Raw genomic sequence first — 22386 nt, forward strand, 5'->3', positions numbered from 1 at the left:
GGAGGAGGTCCGCCTTTCCGACTCGCCATGGGACTTCCTTCTGAGCCACGTCCGCGGCCGGTTCCACCAAAGATTCACGAATGTCTTTCCCGTCCGGCCTGGGACGGGCGTTCACGTCCGTCGCCGGTACCCTCCGGCTGAGGAACACGGAAGGTGGCGAGCACATGAGCGAGGCAAGCCTCGCCGATACCATTCGGCAGCGCTTGGGCGAATGCAGCCCGGCGGAGCGCAAGGTGGCGCGCGCCTTGCTGGCCGCCTATCCCGCCGCGGGACTCGACACTGTCGCCAAGCTGGCGGAACGTGCCGGGACGAGTGCGCCCACCGTGATTCGCTTCACCGTGCGGATGGGATTCACCGGCTATCCGGACTTCCAGTCGGCGCTGCGCGACGAACTCGAACAGCGTGATGCCTCCCCGCTGACCCTCTACCAGCGGCCGTCCGAACCCGGTTCCGAGGACGACATCCTCGAGCGAGGCGCGCACGTGTTCACGGCGGCCGTCGAGAGCAGTCTCAGTGCACTGCCGCCTGACGATCTCCGGTCGGCCGTTCGACTGCTGGCGGACCACGGGCGCCGCGTCCATGTGCTGGGCGGGCGCTTCACCCACCTCATCGCCCACTACCTGCTTCTCCACCTCGCCCAGTTGCGCGGCAACGTGCAGATGTTCCCGGTGTTGCCGGTAGAACAGGCGGCTGCACTGGCAGGCAGCGGGCGCAAGGACGTCTTCGTCATCTTCGATTACCGCCGGTACGAACCCCGGGCAATGAAGGTCGCCCAACGGGCGAAGGAACGCGGCGGCCGCATCGTCCTTTTCACCGATACGTGGCTGTCCCCCGTCGCCTCCATCGCGGATGTCGTGCTGCCCAGCCACGTGGACGCACCTTCCCCTTACGACAGCCTGGTCCCCTCTCTGGCCCTTGTCGAGACCACCGTGGCCGCGGTGCTCGCCGCCTTGGGGGAGGAGGGGCGCGAGCACATGCTGGCCTGCGAGGAGGCCGCCAGGGACGCGGACCTGTACTGAACTCGGTGGATCGGCGGGCGGCGAGCCGTGACCACCCCCCGGAGGCGCACAGTTGTTCAGTTCAGTGGCGATGGGCGGGACGGCGCCAGGGCCGGGTGTGGGCCAGGGCGGCGGCCCGTGTTGATCGCTTCAGCAGGGGCGCCTGAGGAGCGGTACGAACCCGAGGCTCTTCACAGAGCCTGACCCGCGGTCGGCGTGGAGCGCAGCATGGAGTTGGTATCTGCGGCTGGAGATCACCACGTCCCTGCGGGAAGCGTCGGCGGGCACGTCGGGGACAAATACCGTAACCGCAAACGGGAGCCAGTTTCGGGAGCCACCGTACGCTTCGTAGATTCCCGAAGTGCTCACCCAGACGGTCGATCATGGTGACTGTGTCGCCCTGGTCGGCCGAGTTCGGCGGCGGAAGCTGTACTCGCCTTCTTGAGAACCTCGCTCGGAAACGGGCCTTCTCAAGCGGGTGTACGTGCTGGTGTTCAACGAGCACGGCGCCCGCAGGCTGCGTCTGGCCGGTGGGGCCGCGCACCCGAGCGGAGCCTGGGCGGTGTAGCAGGCCTCAATCGTATCGGGGAGCCGCCGTTGCCGGCCTTACGCGCTTCGCTGTCATCGGCCGGTATTGAGGGCGCGGGTCGGCGGCATGGTCCGGTCGGTTGCCGAGTCAGGGCGTGAGCAGGGCGGTGGGCTGGCCCATCAGGCCGACAACGGCCTCGCCGATCGCCGCGGCGAGCTGCGGGGCGTGCTCTACGGGGAGTGCGCCCGCGTTGATCCGCAGGTGGCGCTGGTGGCCGGGGGACAGGAAGAAGGGCTGCCCGGCTGCCAGCAAGAACCCTCGCTGCGCCGTGGCTTCTACCACCCGATCGGCATCACAACCACCGGGGAGCGTGACCCAGACGTGCAAACCGTCAGTGTCGTACTCGGGGACGAAAAGGCCGATCTGCTGGGAGGCGCTGGCCTGCCGGAGGGCCTCGCGCACGGCGGCCCGGCGGTGCGCGTACTCGGTGCGCGCCTCCGCGAGAAGTTCGTCGAGGCGGGGGTCGGTGAGCGTCGCCGCAAGTACGCGCTGGGACGTTCGGGACGTCCATCCGTCGGCGAAGGACTTGGCCAGCGTGAGCGGATGGCGGATCGGCTGCTTGGCGAGGGCCACCGCCAGCCGCATGTCAGGGGCGATGGACTTGGAGAACGAGCGGAGGTACACGACGCGGTCCCGTAGCCGGGGATCGGTGTACAGCGAGCCTGGTCGCAGGGTCGCGGCCTCGGCGAACTGGTCGTCCTCGATGATCCAGACGTCGGGATGTGGCGCGAGGGTGTCTGCCAGCGCGCGTCGGCGTTGCGCCGTCCAGCAGCAGCCGGTCGGGCTGTGGGCGCGCGGGGTGAACAGCACGGCCGAGACACCCGCGTCGACGGCACCGAGCAGCCCCTCGACGGTGACCCCCGCCTCGTCCAGCGGCATGGGGACGAGCCCCAATCCGTGGAATTCGAGGGTGTCCATGGCGGTCTGGTAACCGGGCTCCTCGACGCCCACCAGGACGGTTTCGCCAGGGGAGCGACGTTGCAGCAGCATGGCGAGCAGCGCCAGGAACTGCTGCGTGGAACTGCCGACGAGCATGTCGTCGGCATCGTTCTCGATCCCGTCGTGGGCAAGCCGTTTGGCAAGGGCATCGGCCAGCTCCGGCTCGGTGCTCAGCGTCGCCGGATACTCCAGGTCCTGCGCCTGCAACCGGGCGGCGACATCCCGGTAGGCGCGCTTGACGACGGCCAAGGGAAGCAGCCGCGGGTCCGGGCCGCCGCGTGTGAGGTCGCGCGCGGTGGGATGGCTGTGCTTCAACCGCGCCTCGGTCTGGGCGAGGACCTGGCGTCGCCAGGCGCTCCCCCCGCGAACGGGTCCCACAGCCTCACCGCCGCTGGAGGGCGGTGCCGTCTGCGGAAGGTCGGGAGCCTCGCTGACGAACGTGCCGCGGCCGGCCTCCCCGTGGACCAGGCCGAGGTCACCGAGCCGGGCGTAGACGCTCATGACGGTCGTGACGCTGAGGCCCAGGTCGGTCGCCAGTTGCCGGACGGACGGCAACCGCTCACCGGGGCGCAGCTCACCTGACCGGATCGCCTGGGACATCTCCTGCGCCACTCGTTCGTAGAGCGGACGCCCGTTGCCCGATGAGTCTCGCAGGGTCGCCATCCGCCGTTGCACCTCAAGCATCACGCATACATTTTACCAGTACGCCTAACTGTTGGCGGGCGAACCAGGATGCGCCAGCGCCTGATGCCTGGTGTAAGGCCTTTGCGCCAAGGCCTTTCGCGCACTCGAGCCCTCCTGGCGGTGTGCGGTGCCCGGACAGAGGCTGTGACCGGAAATCCGTCGGCATCCTCGCCGATTGTACTCCTAACGTATTGACTGTGTTAGGCGAGCGTGACACCGTGACGTCCGTTCTCACCGCCGTACCGTCTGGTCCGGCATGGCCGGACATGACCGCCGTTTCGACGGTGCGCGCCGGTACGGCGACCATCCGCAGTGCAGGAAGGCGCCGCCCGTGATCTCCCATCTGACCGCCACCGGTGACATCGTTCTCACCAAGTCCCTGGCCGAGGTACCCGCCGACCCCGGGTTCACCGCGCTTCAGGAGGTGCTCGGAGCGTCGTCCTGCGTGCTGTCGAGCGTTGAGCTGCCCTTCTCCGACCGGGGTCACCCCTCCGACCGGATCCTCAACTTCCGAGCGCGTCCGGAACTCGTCCATGAGCTGGCCGCCTTCAACCTGAAGGTGGCGACGCTCGCCAACAACCACAGTTCCGACTACGGCTGGGACGCCCTGGACGACACCGTGCGGAGACTGCGCTCGGTGGGCGTGACGGCGATCGGTGCGGGAGAGGATCTCGCGGCCGCCGAGGAGGCCGCCGTCCTGGAGATCGCCGGTCGCCGCGTGGGGATCCTCGCCTGGTCCTGCCTGCTGCCGCTGGGGACCGCGGCCGGCCCGTCCAAGCCGGGCATCTCTCCCGTGCACGTAGAGACCGAGTGGGTGGTGAACGGGGAGTTCCAACTGGAGGAACCGGGTGTGCCCCCGGTCATCCGCACTCGGGTGCGCACGGCCGACTACGAGCGGGTCATGGGCCGCGTGCGGGAATTGCGGGAGCGCGTCGACGTCGTGGTGGTCACCGTGCACTGGGGATTCGGGTTCGGCAGCGCGCGCGCCGAGTACCAGCGGGTGTTCGGACACGCGCTCGTGGACGCGGGGGCCGACCTCGTCCTCGGCCATCACGTGCACGCCCCGCAGGGGGTGGAGGTGTACCGGGACCGGGTCATCGTGTACAGCCCGGGCAACTTCGTCGCCCAGCAGCCGAGGGAGAACATCACCCCGGAGATCGCGGAGATCTACGACGCGTTCAGCCGGGACGCCTTCGTCACGGTCGTCGACCTGGCCGGCGGAGACGTCCCGCAGGTGTCGCTGGTGCCGATCATGACGGCCGACCACGGGCTCCCCGTCCTGGCGGATCCGGAGAACGCCCGCCGTATAGCGGGCCGGCTGGCCGCCGAGTCGGCGGATCTCGACACCGTCGTCGCGTTCGACGGCGCTCGCGTGACCGTCACCGGCTGAATCCCGCCCGCCGTGCCCGCCGGTGCAACGCCCCGCGGGCACGGCCTTCCGTCTTCTGCGGCAAGGTGTTCCAGAGCAAGCGTACTGATTGTTATGCATACATCCTCTAGACACCAGGATGACGGCCGTGTACGTTCGCAGAACCGCCGGGCGCAGGACCCGGCGGACGAAGGACCGTGTCGGTGAACGGGCCGACAGAACGGAGCCTGTTATGCGTCTCGGAACAGGGCCGCTGAATCGCCGTCGTTTCCTCGTCGCCGCGAGCCTGGCCTCGGCTCTCGCGCTCACCGGATGTGGGACCGGAGACCAGCGGGGAGGCGGAGACGAGAAGTCGGTGGCGCTCGTCACCCCGCAGAAGGCCGGGGACGGAGGGCCGACCGACAACCTGATCGCCGGTCTGAACACGCTGAAGGCGGCCGGCTACACCACCCGCCACGTGGCCGCGCCCGACCCCTCCTCGCACGAGTCGACGCTGCGCAGCCTGGCCCAGTCGGGGACGCCGGTGATCGTCGTGTCGTTCTCGGACTTCACGCAGGTGCTCAAGACCGTGGCGCCCGACTTCCCCAAGACCAAGTTCGTGCACATCTACTCCGACCCGTACAAGCCCGAGATGCCGAACGTCCAGACGGTCTCGTTCGACACGCAGGGCCCCTCGTACCTGGCCGGCGTGCTGGCCGCCACCGTGTCGAAGACGGGCGTCGTGGGGTTCATCGGCGGAACCGCGATCCCCGCGCTGAACGCCGACTATCACGCCTTCGAGGCGGGGGCGAAGGCCACCCGCGCCGGCATCGCCGTCAAGAGCGCGTTCGTCGGGTCGTTCGGCGACCCGGTGAAGGGCCAGCAGATCGCCCAGACCATGTTCAACAACAAGGTCGACGTGGTCCTCGCCTACGCGGGCGGCTCCTCGGTCGGCGTCGTGAAGGCCGCCGACCAGGCCAAGACCTTCGTCATCTACGACAACGCGGAGAGCGCCCAGACCGCTACCAGCGTGATCGCGGTCGCGTCGCAGCACTACGGCGCCACCATGGCCAAGCGGGTGCTCACCATCGCCAACGGGACCTGGAAGCCCGGTGGCAGCGAAGCGGGTCTCGCCGACGACGGCACCTTCCTGGAACGCGCCAAGATGTTCCGGCCCGGTGCCGGGGCCCCGGACCTGGACTCGGCGTTCCAGAAGGTCGGCGAGACCAAGCAGGAGATCATCGACGGTTCCGTCGACGTGCCCGTCAACACCGACAACGTGTGAGCGAGCCATGCGAGCCCGACCACACGAGAGAACCGGACCCGCCGCGGCGGGCGGCCCGCACCGCGCCGGAGCACCCGTCACCTGCCAGGACGTCTCGGTACTTTTCGGTGACTTCCGTGCCCTCGACGGAGTCAGCGGGACCTTCACACCGGGCAAGGTGCACGCCATCGTCGGCCAGAACGGCGCCGGCAAGACCACCTTCGCGCGGGTGCTGGCCGGACTGGTCGAACCCTCCGGCGGCACCGTCCGGGTGGGAGAGCATCTGCTCGCCGGAGGGAACGTCGCCGAGTCGCGGAGACAGGGCGTGGAGCTGGTCCATCAGCACTTCGCGCTGCCCTCGGACTTCACCGTCGCCCAGGCACTGGAACTGTTCAACGACGAGCCCCGCCCCCTCGGCGGCTTCTCCAAGGCGGGGTTGCACCGCAGGGCGCGGACGCTGCTGGAGGACGGGGGAGCCGCCGTCGCCCCCGACGCCCTGATCGGCAGGCTGCCGATCGAGACGATGCAGGCGGTCGAGATCGCCCGCGCCCTCGCCTCCGGCCCCCGCGTGCTGGTCCTGGACGAACCCACGGCGGTTCTGCCGCCGCCCGCGATGCGCGGGCTGTTCGACCGGCTGCGCGACCTGGCCGCCGCGGGCCTGTGCGTGATCGTGGTGCTGCACAAGCTGGACGAGGTGTTCGCGGTCGCCGACACCGTCACCGCGCTGCGGGCCGGCAGGCTCGTCCTGGAGCCCACGCCCATCGGCGACCTGGAGCCGGCTGACGTGTCGCGGGCCATCATCGGCGACGCATCGGTGAAGGAGGTGCCGGCCGTCGCGAAACCCGCGCCGGACGCCCCGGCGGTGCTGAGCACGAACCGGCTGACCGCGCGGTCCGGGCCGCACGACGCGGCCGCGACCGACGTGTCGCTGGAGATCCGCGCAGGAGAGATCGTGGGCGTCGCCGGCGTCGAGGGCAACGGGCAGCGCAGCCTCGTCGAGGCGCTCGTCGGGATGGCGCCGCTGCGGGGCGGGACGGTGTCCCTGGCCGGCGCCGACATCTCGGGGGCCTCGGTGCGGCGGCGCCGTGACCGCGGCCTGCGCGTCATCCCCTTCGAACGCAACGTGGAAGGGGTCAGCCTCAGCAGCGCCCTGTGGGAGAACCACGCCGCCCCGCGGCGCGCCGGGGACGGCCCGATGCTCGATCCAAGGGCCCTGCGGGAACGGTGCCGGGAGGCGCTGGACCGCTGGCGGGTCGCGTACCGGTCCGAGACCCAGCAGGCCGGGAACCTGTCCGGCGGCAACATCCAGAAGACCGTCCTGGCGCGCGAGATCACCGGTGACGTGCGGGTCCTCATCGCCGCGCACCCGACACGCGGGCTGGACATCGCCGCGGCCGGTGACGTGCGGGCGGCACTGGTGGACGCCGCGGCGTCCGGCGCCGCCGTCCTCGTCGTCAGCGCGGACCTGGAGGAGATGTTCGAGGTGTGCCATCGCGTGCTGGTGATGTTCGCCGGGCGCGTGGTGGCCGAGTTCGACCGGCCCTTCGATCTGGACCGGGTGGGCGGCGCCATGGTGAGGGGTGAGGCGGCGTGAGGTTTCGGCCAAGGCCGGCCGCGGCACGGCCCGTCGCGGTCATCGGCGCGTCCCTGCTGCTGGTCCTCGGCATATTCGCCGTGTCCGGCTATGACGTGGGGGCGATCAGCGCGGGGACGGTCGACGGCAGCGTCGGCTCGCCGGCCGCGTGGACGCAGACGATCCGCTGGGCCATTCCGCTGCTCGTCATCGCGCTCGGAGTCGGGCTCGCCTTCCAGGCCGGCTACTTCAACATCGGCGCCCAGGGACAGATGTACGTCGGGGCGATCGGCTCTCTCGTCGTCGGCCTGGGGTGGCGGGACGGTCCCGCGCTCGTCGTGGTCCCCTGCGCCTTCGCGGTGGGGATCGCGCTCGGCGCGCTGTGGTCGCTGGTGCCCGGGGTGCTGCGGACGCGGCTCGGTGCCGACGAGGTCGTCACCAGCCTGATGATGAACTTCATCGCCGTGCTGCTGCTGGAGTGGGTCTGCACCGGCCCGCTGAAGAGCCGCGACGGCACCGGCCAGGCGGCTACGACCGACCAGCTGCCGGGGGCCTTCCGGCTCAGCGACGGCAGCGGTGTCTCGCCCGTCCTGCTGATCCTGTGCGCCCTCCTCGTGGCGGGCGCCGTGGTCCTGACCGGCCGCACGCGGCTGGGCCTGGAGATCCGCCTTGTGGGACGCAACCCGGTGATGGCGCAGTGGATGGGCATCCGCGCCTCCCGCGTGGGCCTGGTGGTCTTCGCGCTGAGCGGTGCGGCGGCCGGGCTCGCGGGCGCCGTCGAGGCGTACGGCCCGTCGGGCAGCCTGCGGGTCGGGTTCTCGCCGATGGTCGGCTTCATGGCGGTCATCGTGGCGCTGGTCGGCACGTTCGGTCCGCTCCGCACGCTGCTGGCCGCGGTGTTCTTCGGTGCGCTGCGCGCCGCCACGATCTACCTGCCGGTCGTGAGCGACCTGCCGCAGGCGGGTCTCGACATGCTCAACGGGATGGTCGCCTTGTGGATCACGGTGTCCACGGTGCCCGCCCTGCTGAGACGCCGGCGCACGCGGGCCGCGGCCCGCGCCGGTGATCCGTCCGGTGGGCCCGCCCACCGCGATCCAGAGGTGGTGAACTCCCGTGGTTGACTTCCTGGGGACCTGCCTGCAGGCCGCCACGCCCATCTGGCTGGCGGCGCTCGCCGGAATGTTCGCCCAGCGCAGCGGCATCCTGCACCTCGGCTTGGAGGGGCTGATGCTCAGCGGCGCGTTCGTCGCGACCGCCACCGCCATCCGCACCGGGTCGATTCTCGCGGCCATCGCGGCCGCCATCGTCGTGAACGCATTGCTGTCGCAGCTGTTCTGGGTGCTGGTCACGCATTTCAAGGCGAACGTGCTCATCGTCGGGCTCGGCCTGTCGATGACCGCCGCCGGTGCGACGGGCTACGCCCTGGTGGCCTTCTTCGACACCGAGGCGGCCATCGAGTCGCCTGTCGGGCTGCCGCGGCCGCTCGGCGGGATCGGCGGGCCGCTCGCCGACCTGTCGGTACTGACGTTCGCGGCGTTCGCGCTGACCTGGCTGTCGTGGTGGACGCTCCGGCGGACCCGGGCCGGCCTGAAGCTCAGCGCCTGCGGCAGCGACCCGTTCGCGGCGCGCAGCGCCGGCGTCCCGGTGGACCTCTACCGGATGGCGGCACTGCAGGTCGCCGGGTTGCTGTGCGCGCTGGCCGGCACGGAGCTGTCGCTGGCCCAGGTGCGGTCCTTCTCCGACAACATCGCGCAGGGCCGCGGCTACCTCGCCTTCGCGGCGGTCCTGCTCGGCGGGCTGGCCCCGGTCGGAGTCTCGGCGGCGGCGCTGTTCTTCGGGACCGCGCTGGCCTTCGGCATCCAGTCGCAACTGGACTTCAACGGCGTCCTGCCGCCGCAGTTCGTGCTCATGCTGCCCTACGCGGCGACCATCGCCGCCATCTCGGCCACGGTCGTGATCAAGCGGCGCCGGGGAGAGCAGCCCCCAGTGATCATGGAGCGGACGCTGTGAGCCGGGTCGTCCTCGCCGGAGCGCTCGACACCAAGGGTGCCGAGTACGCCTACGTCCGGGACCTGCTGGCCGCCGCGGGCATGCGTCCGCTGCTGGTCGACACGGGTGTCCGCGGGGAGCCGCAGACCCGGCCCGACGTGACCCGCTCGGAGGTGGCGCGAGCCGCGTCCCGCGACCACCGGGAGATCGCCGCGCTCGCCACCCGGGCGGAGGCGCTGGCCGCCATGGCCGAGGGGGTGGTCGCCCTGCTCGGGTCCATGCGGGATGCCGGCGAGGTGGACGCCGCCTTCGGCATGGGCGGCTCGGGAGCGCTGAGCGTGCTGGCTCCGGGCTTCCGGGCACTGCCGCTGGGGGTGCCCAAGATGATCGTCACCACGATGGCCTCCGGTGACACCCGTTCCCATGTCGGAGCCAGCGATCTGCTACTGGTCCCTTCCATCGTGGACATCGCCGGACTCAACACGGTGAGCCGCTTCGTCCTGGAACGTTCGGTGGCGATGCTGGCCGCCCAGTTGGGGCGCCCGGTGCCGTCCGCGAGGGGCGGAGAAGGAAAGCCGATGGTGGCTGCCAGCATGTTCGGGGTGACGACCGCCGGCGTGTCGCAAGCCTGCCGGCTACTGGAGTCGCGAGGCCTGGACGTCCTGGTCTTCCACGCCAACGGGCTCGGCGGCAGGACGCTGGAGTCGCTGGCCGAGGACGGATGGCTGGCGGGGGTCCTCGATCTGACGACGACGGAGTTGGCCGACGACCTCGCCGGCGGCGTGGCGAGTGCGGGGCCGGACCGCCTGACCGCCGCCGGCCGGCGCGGGATCCCGCAGGTCGTGTCCACCGGAGCGCTGGACGTCGTCAACTTCGGGGCGCCGGAGACCGTACCGGAGCCGTACCGGGAGCGGCGGCTCTACTCGCACAACCCGACGGCGACACTGATGCGCACCGACCCGCGGGAGGCCGCCGTCCTCGGCGAGCGGCTCGGCACGAAGCTCTCAGCCGCGCGCGGACCGGTCGTCCTGCTGCTGCCCACCGGCGGGACGTCGGCCCTGTCGGAGCCTGGCGGCGCGTTCCACTGGCCCGAGGCGGACGCGGCGCTCGAACGAGCGCTGCTGGACTCGCTGGCCCCCCACGTCGCCGTGGAGCGTTCCCCGGCGGCACTGAACACCCCGGCGTTCGGCGAGCAGGCGGCGCAACTGCTGCTGGCCCGGCTCGCCGGGACGCCGGCGGCACGGTAGCCGCGGACCGTGATGGACACCTCGCCCGGACGACTCGGTACGGGCGGCCCGGAGGAAAACGAAGGAAAGGACGGGGATGTGCGCGACGACTGCGACGTCCTGATCGTCGGTGCCGGCCCCTCGGGCGCGGTCGCCGCCCAGGAGTTCGCCCGCGCCGGGATGCGGGTCACGTGCCTGGAACAAGGGGACTGGCCCGACTACGAGAAGGCGCGCGCGGGCTATGCCGACTTCGAACTCGTGTCCCGCAAGCACTGGAACTGGGATCCGAACCAGCGCCGCGCCGGCGGTGACTATCCCATCGACGACGCCGAGTCGGACGTCACCGCCCTCATGTACAACGGTGTCGGCGGCAGCACCGTCCTGTACGCGGCGCACTGGGAACGCTTCCTGCCCTCGGACTTCCGCACCCGCACCATGGACGGTGTCGGCGACGACTGGCCGATCGGGTACTGGGACCTGGAGCCCTACTACGACGAGGTCGAGCGGCAGTTCGCCGTCAGCGGGCTTGAGGGCGACCCGGCCCTTCCCCCGAGCACACCGCCGCCGCTGCCGCCCGTCCCGCTGAACAAGCTCGGCCGGCGGGGCGCGGAGGCGCTGAACAGGCTCGGCTGGCACTGGTGGCCCGGCAGCAACGCGATAGCCACCGCCGAGTACGGCCCCCTGCACGCGTGCGCGCAGCGGACGGCCTGTCCGTTCGGCTGTCCCACCGGAGCCAAGGCGTCCGCTGACCGCACCCACTGGCAGTCCCTTGCCAAGGACCAGGTGCGCCTGACGGTGCGGGCGACGGTCGAGCAGGTGCTCCTGGACGACCGGGGCCGCGCCACCGGCGTCACCTACCTCGATGCCAACGGAGTCCGCCATGAGGTTCGCGCCGGCGTCGTGGTGCTGTGCGCCAACGCGATCGGCACGCCCCGGATCATGCTCGCGTCGGCCGACGGATCCGGAGTCGCGAACTCCAGCGGCCTGGTCGGCAGGCGCCTCATGATGCACCCGTTCGGCAACGCGATCGGGATCTTCGACGAGGACCTGGAGTCCTGGCGCGGGCCGCTCGGCCAGTACCTGCACTCCCTGGAGTTCTACGAGACCGACCGGTCGCGCGGCTTCGTGCGCGGCGCGAAATGGAACCTGATCCCCTCCGGCGCGCCGCTGTCGTTCATGCTCCCGGGCACCTGGGGGGACGAACCGGTGTGGGGACCGAACTTCACCCGGCTGCTGCGCGAACGGCTCGGCCGCTCGGCGATCTGGGGCGTCATCTGCGAGGACCTGCCCGACCCCGCGAACCGGGTGCTGCTGGACGACGGGACCACCGCGGACGGAGTCCCGGGCGTTCGGATCCAGTACCGCACGTCCGACAACACGCGGGCCATGATGGCCTGGCACCTGGAGCGCCTTTCCGAAGTGCTCGACGCCATGGGAGCCACCAAGAAGATCCTCAATTCGGGTCTACGCGGCACCGGATGGCATCTGATGGGCACCGCCGTGATGGGCGAGGACCGTGAGGCCTCCGTGGTCGACCCGCACGGCCAGTGCCATGACGTGCCCAACCTCTACGTCTTCGACGGCTCGGTCTTCCCGACGTCCTCCGGCGTCAACCCCACCGCGACCATCGCGGCCAACGCGCTGCGCTGCGCCCGGTCCCTGGTCGCTCGCCGCCGCGAAGTGGAGGCGGCCTCGTGACCACCGCGGAGAACGGGGAGACGCGGGACACGACCGTGCCGCCGGAGGCCCGCCGGCGGCTAGGGCAGGTCGCGGACGCGCTGATCGAGGCCGGCGCCGGTCTTCCGTCCGGGACGCAGGCCGGTGTGCACACCGACCTGCTCGACCAGGTGGTCAAGGCGCGTCCCGACCTCGTCCCGCCGCTGCTGCTGGCGCTGGACGAGCTGGGACCCGCCCTCGACCTCGCGGCGGTCGAGCGACTGGCCGAACGGCGACCGGAACTGCACGAGGTGCTCACGCTGGTCGTCGCGGGCGGCTACCTGATGTCGCCGCGCGTCGCCGCCCTGCTGAAGTACCCCTTCCAGGAAGCCAAGATCGTCGATCCGCGAGAGATCGCGGTCGTCGTCGATGAGGGCCTGCTCGACCCGGTCGCCGAACGCGCGCCCCTCTACCGGCTGCCCCCCGACGCACCGCCGGAGCACCGCCCGTGACCGGGCGGGGAGGCAGCCCGTCCCACACCAACCTGGAGGTAACGGCAATGAGCCGCCAGCACTATGTCCCCCTGTTCCACGAGCGGGTCCGGTCGGGCCGCGCCCTGATCGGCGCGGGCGCCGGCACCGGCCTGTCCGCCAAGTGCGCGGAGGAGGCCGGCGTCGACTTCATCGTCATCTACAACGCGGGCAGGTTCCGTATGGCCGGGCGCGGGTCGATGGCCGGGATGATGCCCTACGGCAACGCCAACGACATCGTCGTGGAGATGTCCGCAGAGGTCCTCCCGGTGGTGCGCAGGACACCGGTGCTCGCCGGCGTCTGCGCCACGGACCCGTTCAAGAACATCCCGCTGTTCCTGGGGCAACTCAAGGAACTCGGGTTCGCCGGCGTGCAGAACTTCCCGTCGGTCTGCCTCCTGGACGGCAGCGTGCGGGCGGACCTTGAGGCCACGGGCTACGGCTTCGACAAGGAGGTGGAGATGGTCCGCACCGCCCGCGAGATGGACCTGGTCACCGCCGCCTACGTGCGCACCGAGCAGGAGGCGCATGACATGGCCGCCGCGGGCGCCGACATCGTCGTGGCGCACGTCGGGCTGACGGCCGCCGGGATGATCGGCGCCAGGTCCCCCATGTCGCTCGCCGACGCGGCGGCGCGCACGCGGGAGATCCGCGACGAGGCCAAGTCCGCGCGCGAGGACGTGCTGGTCGTGTGCCACGGAGGACCGATCGCCACGCCCGGCGACGCCCAGGAAGTGCTGCGGATGGTCCCGGGCGCGGCCGGTTTCCTGGGTGCGTCCAGCATGGAGCGGCTGCCCGCAGAGACCGCCCTCGTCGACACCATGCGGCGCTTCACCGAGGTCTCCGTCCAACCGGCCGCCGACGGTCCGCACGAGAGGGAGGTCATGGCGTGAAGCTCTTCCGTACCGCGGACCTGCTGAAGGACCCCGCACCGGTCCCCGAACCGGAACGCTTCACCGGCGCCGCGTTCAGCTCCCCGGTGCAGGGGTGTCCTACCAGCAAGGCGACCACCGCGCTGATCCGGCTCGACCCGGGCGTGCGCGGCCACTGGCACAGCCACGCCGACGGCCAGGTGATCCACATCGTGGCGGGTTCCGGCTACGTCGGGCGCCGCGACCGCGACCCGTTGGAGGTGACCGAGGGCGACATCGTGTGGATCGAGCCGGGCGAGGAGCACTGGCACGGGGCCTCCGACGCCGGGCTGGCCCAGCTGGCCTTCTCCTTCGGCGCCATCACCTGGCTGGAGCCGAGCACATGACCACCGGTGCCGCACCCTCCTACGAGGAGATCGCCGAGGCGGTGCTCGACTGCGCCTCCCGGCCGCTCCCCGGAGAGGTGGCGAAGGCCGCGCGCCGGACGCTCTTCAACGTCCTGGCAGTGGCCCTGGGAGCGTCGGGCTCCCCCCAGGTCGGCAGGCTTGCCGCGGTCCTGGCCGCACCGACCGGCATGCCCGCGGCTCCGGGCGTGCGCGGGAACGCCAGCCCGGCCGACGCGGCGCTGCTCACCGGCTTCGCCGCGCACCTGGACGATTTCGACGACACCCACCTGGAGACGGTCATCCACCCCGGGGCGAGCGTCCTCGGTGCGGCCTGGGCGGCGGGCTGGCCCGCCGGCGCATCCGGGCGGGACCCGCTGGCGGCCTTCGCCCTCGGCTGCGAGGTGCAGCTGCGGCTCGGCCTGGCGGTCAGTCCGGAGCATTACGACCGGGGCTGGCACATCACCGGTACCTGCGGGGTCGTCGGAGCCGCGGCCACCGCCGGACTGCTCGGCGCGCCCGGTCGCGACCGGCTGGCGGCCGCGCTTCGGCTGGCGTCCCTGCAGACGCTCGGGCATCGGGAGGCGTTCGGTACCGAGGTCAAGCCCTTCCACGCCGGGAAGGCGGCCGCGGGCGGGGTACTGGCCGCCGCTGAGGCCGCCCGCGGTCGGTTCACCGCGGGCGCCGCGGCCGTCCTCCCGGACACCGGCGGGCTGCTGCGCGCCCTCGCGCCCGGGGGGCGGTCCCCTGGCCGCCTTCTCGACGGGTTCGGGACGCGTTGGGAGCTTGCCGACAACACCTTCAAGCCCTACCCGTGCGGCATCGTCGCGCATCCCGGCATCGACGCGGCCGTCGGAGCCCACGACCGCGGTGTGGCCCCGGCGGACGTCGTCCGGATCCGCTACCGCTGCCATCCGCTGGTCCCGGAGTTGATGGGGCGGCTCGACCCGCGGACCGGTCTGCAGGCGCGCTTTTCGGCGGTGCACGGGGTGGCCGCCGGCCTGGCCCGCGGCACCGGCGGGCTCGCCGAGTTCGGCGACGCGGCGGTGGCCGACCCGGCGCTGGCCCGCCTGCGGGCGCGCGTCGAGCTGTGCCCGGAACCCCGCATGCCGCGGGACTCGGCCGTACTGGAGATCCACACCGTCGACGGGGGAACCGTCGTATCGGAGATCGAGCACGCGCGGGGAAGCCTGCTGCGCCCGCTGACCGACGACGAGCTGATCGGCAAGGCCGAGGCCCTGGTGCCCGGCCGGGCAAGGGCGATCTGGGAGGCGGTCGCGCGCCTGGGGGAGGGGTCCGGACCGGTGACCGTCCAGGCGCTGCTGGAGGAGTCCCAGAGGGAAGTGGTGGCCCGATGACCGCTAGCGAAGGGACGACCGCGAGCGTCGCCGGCTTCGTCGCCGAGACGCCCGTCCCGCCGGACGCTGCCGCCGCCGCGACGGCTCTGTGCGAGAACCTGTCCGGACTGGAGGCGGCGGCCGTCCGCGACCAGCGGGCGGCGGTCGGCTACTGGGTCGCCTGCGCCCTCCTGCACCACGCCGGCAGCGCCGACGCCTTCGCGACGGAGAGTCTGGCCGCCGGGCTGGAACCCGCTCTGCGGGTGCGCGACTCGCTGGACGGCCACGTCGTGGGCGGGTGGGATCCGGTGTGCGCGGCCGTGCTCGTCGGCTCCGCCTGCGCCGCCGCCCGCCACGACGGCCTGGACGGCGAGGCGACGGCCCGCGCGGTCGGTATCGCCGCCACCCAGGCGTCCGGGCTGGAGATCCTGTCGGGCACCCTGCTCGGAACGTTCCAGCGACGCCTGGCCGCCTGCAACGGACTGGAGGCCGCCCGGCTGGCCGGCGCGGGCATGACCGCTCCCGTCACCGGCCTGGAAGGAAGGCGCGGCCTGTACGCGCTGATGGCGCCCACCGCGGACCCGGCCGCCGCGGCCGACCGGCTCGGCCGGCGGTGGCTCGTCACCGCGCTCCCGACCGAGGCGGGCCGGTCCCGCCCGCCCGGCGCGGAGGCGCGGCGGCCGGACCCGATCGAGCACGCCACGGAGGCACTGTCATGACGGCGACCGCCACGCTGGCCGGCCGGCTGCGGCCGGATCGGACGGCGCTGATCCTCATCGACCTGTCCAACGACTTCGTCCATCCACGCGGCAAGGCCGCCACCGTGGGAGGCCGGGACGTCAGCCACGCCCAGCGGATCCTGCCCGTGGCCGCCGACCTCGCCGAGGCCGCCCGCGATGCCGGGGTGGCCGTGATCCACAGCCAGCACACCACGCTGCCGGGCGGCGCCTCCGACTCACCGGTGTGGCGGGACGCGCGCTCGCGCGCGGCGTACTCCGCCCCCGACATCTGCCTCGACGGATCCTGGGGGCAGGAGATCGCCGAGGAGGTCGCGCCCCGGCCCGGAGACCATGTCGTCAAGAAATACCGCTACGGCGGCTTCACCGGGACCAACCTGGAACTGATCCTGCGGAGCCTGGGACGCGACAGCGTCCTCTGCTGCGGCGTCTCCACCAACGTCTGCGTGGACACCACCGCCCGCGAGGCGTTCGCCCGCGACTTCCACGTCACGATCGCCGCCGACGCCTGCGCGTCGTGGGACATGGGTCTGCACGCCGCGGCGCTCCGCACCGCCGAGAGCCGGTTCGCCGTGGTGGCGGCGACCGGGGACGTCCTTGCCGCCTGGACCTGACCGAATCCGACGAGGAGGCCCACATGATCGCAGAACTGCGCTACTACACCATCACGCCAGGCCACACCGAGGCGCTGCTCGACCAGTTCGTCGGCACCAGCCTCCCCCTGTTCGACAAGCACGGCATCACCGCGCACGGCCCCTGGCTGCGGCGGCTGACCAAGGGGGAGCAACTCGTCTACGTCCTGGAGTTCGCCGACGAGCACGACCGCGAGACCCGCTGGACGGCGTTCCGCGAGGATCCCGAATGGCAGGCGGTCGTCGAGGCCGGCCGGGGCCAAGTCCCGCACATCGCGGGCAGCGAGATCGTGGAGTTGAGCCGATGAGCTCCCATGACACCGCCGCCCGCGTCCACGGCCACCACATCGCCGGGGAGCGGGTCGACGGCCCGCTCCTGGAGCGACGCGCCCCGGCCTCGAACAGGGTGGTGGCCCGCTACGCCGCCGGCACGGCCGACGACGTGGACGCCGCGGCCTGCGCCGCCGCCCGGGCGTTCGCATCCACGGAATGGCGGCGCACCCCCGCGATGGCCCGCGCCGCGCTCCTGGAGAACCTGGCCGCACTTCTGGCACACGACGCCGACCGGCTCGCCGCCCTCGACTCCGAGGAGGTCGGGAAGCCGCTGGCGTTCGCGCGCGGCGACATCGACCTCGGCATCGCGCACGTCCGGCAGGCCGCGGCGCTCGCCCGCACGTCCAAGGGCGAGGCCTACACCGGCCTGGCGCCCGCGTACACCGCGCTCGCGACCCGGGAACCGGTGGGGGTCGCCGCGCTGATCACCCCGTGGAACTTCCCGGCGCTCGTCCTCCTGCAGAAGCTCCCCTACGCCCTGGCCGCCGGATGCACCGTGGTGGTCAAGCCGTCGGAGTTCACCTCCGGCAGCGCGCTGGAGATCGCCGCCCGCTGCGAGGACGCGGGCTTCCCGCCCGGCGTGGTGAACGTGGTCACCGGCACGGGTCCCGGCGCCGGGCTCCCCATGGTGACCCACCCCCTGGTCTCCTATGTCTCGTTCACCGGATCAACGCGCGTCGGCCGGGAGGTCATGCGCGCGGCCGCCGACTCCCTCACCCGGGTCGGGCTGGAACTGGGCGGCAAGACCGGCAACGTGGTCTTCGCCGACGCCGACCTGGAAGCCGCGGCCGACGGCATCGTCTTCGCCGCCTTCGCCAACCAGGGGGAGTCGTGCGTCGCCAGTTCGCGGCTGCTCGTGGACGAGACCGTGGCCGACGACTTCACCGCCGCCGTCGCCGCCCGCGCGTCCGCGCTGCGGGTGGGGATGCCCGACGACCCCCGGACCGACATCGGGGCGCTCATCCACCACGAGCATCGGGACCGGGTCCACGCGGCCGTGCTCGCCGGGGTCGACGCCGGCGGGAAGGTCCTGACCGGGGGGAGTCCACCCGACGACCCCGAACTGGCGGAGGGCGCCTTCTACCAGCCGACCGTGATCGCCTCCGTGGACCGCGAGTCGCCGGTGTTCCAGAAGGAAATCTTCGGACCCGTCCTGTCGGTGACGACGTTCGGCACCGACCGGGAGGCCGTCGAGCTGGCGAACGCCACCGAGTACGGCCTCGCCCAGTCCCTGTGGACCAGGGACCTCGACCGCGCCTTCGCGGTCAGCGGCGAGCTGCGGGCCGGCACCGTCTGGGTGAACACCGCCAGCGACGGGTCACCGGCGCTGGCGTTCGGCGGCGTGAAGGCGTCCGGCTTCGGACGCGAGGCCGGTGAGGAGGGGATGCGGGAGTTCACCGAGTACAAGACGGTGCAGTTCCGCGGCGAAGCCCGCGTGAGCCCGTTCGCCAGGGCGGAGTCGGCCCGGTGAACCTCGTCCACATCGTGCTCGTCAGGCCCCGGGACGGCCAGGAGGCGCGGGCCGACGACCTCGCCGCCCAGCTCGCCGCGCTCGCCGCCGAACTCGGCGCCGGCGACGTCTACGCCGGCCGCGACGTGAGCATCGAGCCGTTCGGCGGCGGCTACACGACCGGGCTCGCCATCGCCTTCCCCGGCGAGCGCGCCCGCGACGCCTACCTTCGAAACCCCCGGCACGCCGAGCTGGCCCGCGCACTGCCCGCGGCGGCCGATTCGGTGCTGGTCGTCGACCTGCCGGCGGCCGCCGCCGGCCTCGCATACCAGGGAGCGCAGCGGACATGACGGAAAGCATCGGCTTCATCGGCCTCGGCGCGATGGGCCTCGGAATGGCCGGCAACCTCGTCAAGGGCGGCCACGAAGTACACGGATACGATCCCTCGCCGGAACGCCGCGAGAAGGCCGCCGAGGCGGGCGTCCGGCTGGTGGACTCCCCCCTGGAGGCGGCCAGGGCGTCCTCGGGCGTGATCCTGTCCGTGGTGCGGGACGCCGCGCAGACCCGCGAGGTCCTGCTCGGCGAGCATGGCGTCGCCCGGGAGGGCCGCCCGCTCACCGTCGTCGTGGCCAGCACCCTTGACCCCTCCACGATGCGCGCGCTGGCGGCCGAACTCGGCGGACACGGCGTGACCGCCGTCGACGCGACCATGTCCGGCGGGCCCTGGGGCGCCGAGGCGGGCGCACTGACGCTGATGGTGTCGGCCGCACCCGAGGTGTTCGGGCGGCTTCGCCCCCTCCTGGACCTCATGGGCCGCAACATCTTCCATGTCGGTGAGGAGGTGGGCACCGCCCAGGCGGCCAAGCTCGCCGTGCAGCTCACCTTCGGCGTCAACATGATGGGCGTGTACGAGGCGATCCGGCTGGCCGACGAGTTCGGCGTTGGTGAAGACCAGTTGATGGAGATGCTCTCGGTCAGCGTGGGCGGCAGCTGGGTCGTGGACAACTGGCGGCGTGTCAAGCCCTGGTGGGAGCACTACGTGCCCGGCGAGGACCTCGACATCCTCCTGAAGGACATGCGGTCGGTGCAGCGGGAAGCGGACAGCGGCGACTTCCCCATGCCCGTCACCGCGCTGGCGTTCCAGCTCATGCGGCATGTGTGGCCGGCATGGGCCGCGCTCAAGGCCGCCCGGGCGGGGGAGGCGCCGGAATGACCACCGTGACGACCCCCGACGGCACTCGCCTGGCGGTCGAGGTGGAAGGGGCCGGTCCGCCCCTGCTCTTCCTGCACGAGGTGGCCGGTGACCTGCACGACTGGCGAGCGCAGGTGGCGCATTTCGCCGACCGGTACACCTGCGTCCGTTACAACGCGCGCGGCTACCCGCCGTCCGACGTCCCAGTCGGCTCGGACAGCTACGGGCAGCACATCGCCGTCCAGGACGCGATCGCCGTCCTGGACGGGCTCGGCTTCGACGCCGCCCACGTCGTAGGCCTCTCGATGGGCGGCTTCTGTGCCGTCCACCTGATGCTGCAGCACCCGGAACGCTGCCTCAGCGCGACGGTGGCCGGGGCAGGGTACGGCTCGGCGCCGCACCAGCGGGCCGGGTTCACCGAAGAGGCGCGCACGGCCGCCCGCATGTTCCGGGAGGATGTGCGGGCTGCCGCGGACGCCTACCAGAACGGCCCCACGCGTGTGCAGTACCGGCTCAAGGACCCCGACGGATGGCGTTCGTTCGGCGAACGGCTGGCCGGACGGGACCCGATCGGCATGTCGCTGACGTTCTCCCAGGTTCTCGCCGAACGTCCCTCGCTGTACGACCTGTGCGACCGCCTGGCGGTGGTGCGGACCCCCGTCCTGCTGGTCGTCGGCGACGAGGACGACGGCTGCCTCGACGTCAAGGTCATGCTCAAACGGACCATCCCCGGGGCCGCCCTGGCGGTGCTGCCGCGTACCGGCCACACCCTCAACCTGGAAGAGCCCGCGGCGTTCAACGCGGTGCTCGACGACTTCCTCGACAAGGTCACCCACGGCCGGTGGGCGCCCAGGGACCCCGCGACCCTCGGTCGCGGTCTTGTCGGCATGACACCCGAACGGCTCGAAGCGAAGGAGTTGCCATGACCACCGAAAGAGACGAGGCCCCCGCCGTCCGGCAACTGCGCCTCGTCATCGAGGCGGAGGACTACGAGGCCGCCGTCGCCTTCTTCCGCGACGCGCTCGGACTCCCCGAGCAGGCCGCCTTCTCCGGCGAGGGCGACGCCCAGGTCGTGATCCTGGACGCCGGCCGGGCCACGCTTGAGATCGCCAACCCGGCGCAGAAGCGGCTCATCGACGAAGTGGAGGTCGGCCGGCAGGTCGCGCCGAAGTTCCGGGTCGCGTTCGAGGTCGGCGACACGCGCTCGGTCAACGACCGGCTGCTGGACGCGGGCGCCGAACCCGTCGCCCCGCCAACCGTCACGCCCTGGCAGTCGCTCAACGCCCGCCTGGACGCGCCCGGCGGCGTGCAGATCACGCTGTTCGAGGAGCTGACGACCCTGGAGGAGCGCAGCACACTGGACGGGTTCGGCACCGAGCAGGAACGGCCCGATGCGACCGGAACCTGAACCGCTGCTGATCCGCGGCGCCCGCCTGCTCGACTCGACCACCCCGGTCGACGTCCACCTGGCGGGCGGGCGGATCGCCGCGATCGGCGACCTCCCGGCCCCGCCGACAGCGAAGATCATCGACGCCGAGGGCGGGCTTCTGGCGCCCGCCTTCGTCGAACCTCATTTCCACATGGACAAGGCGCTCACGCACCCGAACCTGCCCCCGAGCGACCATGACCACCCTTTGGACGCCGCGCTCGAGCGCACCCGGTACGCCAAAGTCCGTTACACCCCCGAGGAACTGAAAAACCGCGCTACCACCGCGATCCGGCTCGCCGTCGGCCACGGCGTGGGAACGCTGCGCGCCCATGTCGACGTCGACCCGGTGGGCGGACTGTCGGCCCTCGGCATCATGGCCGACCTTCGGGACCGCCACCGCGACCTGATCGACATCCAGCTCGTGGCGTTCCCCCAGGAGAGCATCGTCCGCCACCCCGGAGCACTGCGGCTCCTCCGCGAAGCCCTGACCTCAGGCGCCGACGTACTCGGCGGGGCCCCCGACGTGGAGGAGCCCCAAGACCGGCTCCGGCACCTCGACCTGCTCGTCGAACTGGCCGCGGAAACCGGCGCGGACCTCGACGTCCACTGCGACTACAGCTACGACCCCGCCCAGCGCGACCTTGAGGAACTCGCGCGCAGAACCATCGACGCCGGCCTCATCGGCCGCGTCCGGGCCGGCCACTGCTGCGCCCTGGACGCCTACGACGAAACGACCGCCACCGAGGTCGTCGAAGCAGTACTCGCCGCCGGGATCGCCGTCTGCGTCTGCCCGATGGGCAACCTGCTGCTGGTCGGGGACTCCCCATGCCCGCCAGGCAGGGGAGTGGCCCGTCTCAGGTCGCTGCTCGCCCGCGGCGTCACCGTCGCCGCGGGAAGCGACAACATGAACGACATGTGGTTCCCGTTCGGCCGCCTCGATCCGGCGGAAGTCGCCATGGTGACCGCCATCGCCGCCCGCATGTGGTCGGACCAGCAGCTCAGGCAGGTCTTCGACATGGTGACGGTGAACGCGGCGCACTATGTCGGCGCACCGGCCGAGGGCATCATGCCGGGGGCCGCGGCGGACCTGGTGCTGTTCTCAGCCGCCCACCTCAGCGACGTGCTCCGGAACGCCCCCGGCCACCGGACCACCATCAAGCGAGGCCGCATAGTAGGCGGCGCTACTTCAACTGTCTGGACGACCTGAAGCCGAAACCAGCCACCG

At 71.9% G+C, this 22386-nt stretch carries 22 protein-coding genes; 21 read left to right on the forward strand and 1 reads right to left on the reverse strand.

Annotated features, from left to right (window positions below; genetic code table 11):
- Positions 1-164: 164 nt before the first annotated feature.
- Positions 165-1019 (forward strand): MurR/RpiR family transcriptional regulator, encoded by an 855-nt coding sequence (locus AB0C21_RS41405; protein WP_500211807.1) that lies wholly within the window; start codon positions 165-167, stop codon positions 1017-1019.
- 655 nt (positions 1020-1674) lie between these two features.
- On the opposite strand, the gene AB0C21_RS41410 is transcribed toward AB0C21_RS41405, so the two are convergent.
- Entirely contained in the window at positions 1675-3189 is a 1515-nt protein-coding gene (locus AB0C21_RS41410; protein ID WP_500211808.1) for an aminotransferase-like domain-containing protein, read from the reverse strand.
- Between the two features lie 277 nt (positions 3190-3466).
- Between AB0C21_RS41410 and AB0C21_RS41415 the strand changes: the two genes are divergently transcribed.
- From AB0C21_RS41415 to AB0C21_RS41510, 20 genes are all read left to right on the forward strand, one after another.
- Positions 3467-4600 carry a CapA family protein gene (locus tag AB0C21_RS41415; RefSeq protein ID WP_500211810.1) on the forward strand — a complete coding sequence of 378 codons (1134 nt, stop codon included), beginning with the start codon at positions 3467-3469 and terminating at the stop codon, positions 4598-4600.
- A gap of 211 nt (positions 4601-4811) precedes the next feature.
- Complete coding sequence (locus tag AB0C21_RS41420) at positions 4812-5843, forward strand: BMP family ABC transporter substrate-binding protein (protein ID WP_500211811.1); 1032 nt, start codon at positions 4812-4814, stop codon at positions 5841-5843.
- Between the two features lie 7 nt (positions 5844-5850).
- A complete protein-coding gene (locus tag AB0C21_RS41425) occupies positions 5851-7416 on the forward strand; it encodes an ATP-binding cassette domain-containing protein (RefSeq protein ID WP_500211813.1) in 1566 nt (521 codons plus the stop codon).
- Positions 7413-8516 carry an ABC transporter permease gene (locus AB0C21_RS41430; protein ID WP_500211815.1) on the forward strand — a complete coding sequence of 368 codons (1104 nt, stop codon included), beginning with the start codon at positions 7413-7415 and terminating at the stop codon, positions 8514-8516. The genes AB0C21_RS41425 and AB0C21_RS41430 overlap by 4 nt, the downstream gene beginning before the upstream one ends.
- Positions 8509-9405, forward strand: a complete 897-nt coding sequence (locus AB0C21_RS41435) for an ABC transporter permease (RefSeq protein WP_500211817.1) — start codon at positions 8509-8511, stop codon at positions 9403-9405. Before AB0C21_RS41430 ends, AB0C21_RS41435 begins: the two co-directional genes overlap by 8 nt.
- Positions 9402-10631, forward strand: a complete 1230-nt coding sequence (locus AB0C21_RS41440) for a Tm-1-like ATP-binding domain-containing protein (protein ID WP_500211819.1) — start codon at positions 9402-9404, stop codon at positions 10629-10631. The genes AB0C21_RS41435 and AB0C21_RS41440 overlap by 4 nt, the downstream gene beginning before the upstream one ends.
- 78 nt (positions 10632-10709) lie before the next feature.
- A complete protein-coding gene (locus AB0C21_RS41445; protein ID WP_500211820.1) occupies positions 10710-12308 on the forward strand; it encodes a GMC family oxidoreductase in 1599 nt (532 codons plus the stop codon).
- Positions 12305-12778: a hypothetical protein gene (locus tag AB0C21_RS41450; protein WP_500211822.1), complete on the forward strand. Its 474-nt coding sequence runs from the start codon at positions 12305-12307 to the stop codon at positions 12776-12778. Before AB0C21_RS41445 ends, AB0C21_RS41450 begins: the two co-directional genes overlap by 4 nt.
- 47 nt (positions 12779-12825) lie before the next feature.
- Entirely contained in the window at positions 12826-13689 is an 864-nt protein-coding gene (locus AB0C21_RS41455; protein WP_500211824.1) for a phosphoenolpyruvate hydrolase family protein, read from the forward strand.
- Entirely contained in the window at positions 13686-14054 is a 369-nt protein-coding gene (locus tag AB0C21_RS41460; protein WP_500211826.1) for a cupin domain-containing protein, read from the forward strand. Before AB0C21_RS41455 ends, AB0C21_RS41460 begins: the two co-directional genes overlap by 4 nt.
- Positions 14051-15409: an MmgE/PrpD family protein gene (locus tag AB0C21_RS41465; protein WP_500211827.1), complete on the forward strand. Its 1359-nt coding sequence runs from the start codon at positions 14051-14053 to the stop codon at positions 15407-15409. The genes AB0C21_RS41460 and AB0C21_RS41465 overlap by 4 nt, the downstream gene beginning before the upstream one ends.
- Positions 15406-16107 carry an MmgE/PrpD family protein gene (locus AB0C21_RS41470; protein WP_500211828.1) on the forward strand — a complete coding sequence of 234 codons (702 nt, stop codon included), beginning with the start codon at positions 15406-15408 and terminating at the stop codon, positions 16105-16107. Before AB0C21_RS41465 ends, AB0C21_RS41470 begins: the two co-directional genes overlap by 4 nt.
- The gene (locus AB0C21_RS41475; protein ID WP_500211830.1) at positions 16104-16739 is read left to right on the forward strand and encodes a cysteine hydrolase family protein; all 636 of its coding nucleotides are present in this window, start codon (positions 16104-16106) and stop codon (positions 16737-16739) included. Before AB0C21_RS41470 ends, AB0C21_RS41475 begins: the two co-directional genes overlap by 4 nt.
- Positions 16740-16762: 23 nt before the next feature.
- Entirely contained in the window at positions 16763-17065 is a 303-nt protein-coding gene (locus tag AB0C21_RS41480; protein WP_149262004.1) for an NIPSNAP family protein, read from the forward strand.
- Positions 17062-18561: an aldehyde dehydrogenase family protein gene (locus AB0C21_RS41485; protein ID WP_500211831.1), complete on the forward strand. Its 1500-nt coding sequence runs from the start codon at positions 17062-17064 to the stop codon at positions 18559-18561. The genes AB0C21_RS41480 and AB0C21_RS41485 overlap by 4 nt, the downstream gene beginning before the upstream one ends.
- Positions 18558-18890 carry a Dabb family protein gene (locus AB0C21_RS41490; protein ID WP_500211833.1) on the forward strand — a complete coding sequence of 111 codons (333 nt, stop codon included), beginning with the start codon at positions 18558-18560 and terminating at the stop codon, positions 18888-18890. The genes AB0C21_RS41485 and AB0C21_RS41490 overlap by 4 nt, the downstream gene beginning before the upstream one ends.
- Positions 18887-19753, forward strand: a complete 867-nt coding sequence (locus tag AB0C21_RS41495) for an NAD(P)-dependent oxidoreductase (protein ID WP_500211835.1) — start codon at positions 18887-18889, stop codon at positions 19751-19753. Before AB0C21_RS41490 ends, AB0C21_RS41495 begins: the two co-directional genes overlap by 4 nt.
- Positions 19750-20658 carry an alpha/beta fold hydrolase gene (locus AB0C21_RS41500; protein ID WP_500211837.1) on the forward strand — a complete coding sequence of 303 codons (909 nt, stop codon included), beginning with the start codon at positions 19750-19752 and terminating at the stop codon, positions 20656-20658. Before AB0C21_RS41495 ends, AB0C21_RS41500 begins: the two co-directional genes overlap by 4 nt.
- Positions 20655-21140 (forward strand): VOC family protein, encoded by a 486-nt coding sequence (locus tag AB0C21_RS41505; RefSeq protein ID WP_500211839.1) that lies wholly within the window; start codon positions 20655-20657, stop codon positions 21138-21140. Before AB0C21_RS41500 ends, AB0C21_RS41505 begins: the two co-directional genes overlap by 4 nt.
- Complete coding sequence (locus tag AB0C21_RS41510; protein ID WP_500211841.1) at positions 21124-22368, forward strand: amidohydrolase family protein; 1245 nt, start codon at positions 21124-21126, stop codon at positions 22366-22368. The genes AB0C21_RS41505 and AB0C21_RS41510 overlap by 17 nt, the downstream gene beginning before the upstream one ends.
- Positions 22369-22386: the final 18 nt, after the last annotated feature.

This window comes from Spirillospora sp. NPDC049024 (assembly GCF_040649235.1).
GTDB lineage: Bacteria > Actinomycetota > Actinomycetes > Streptosporangiales > Streptosporangiaceae > Spirillospora.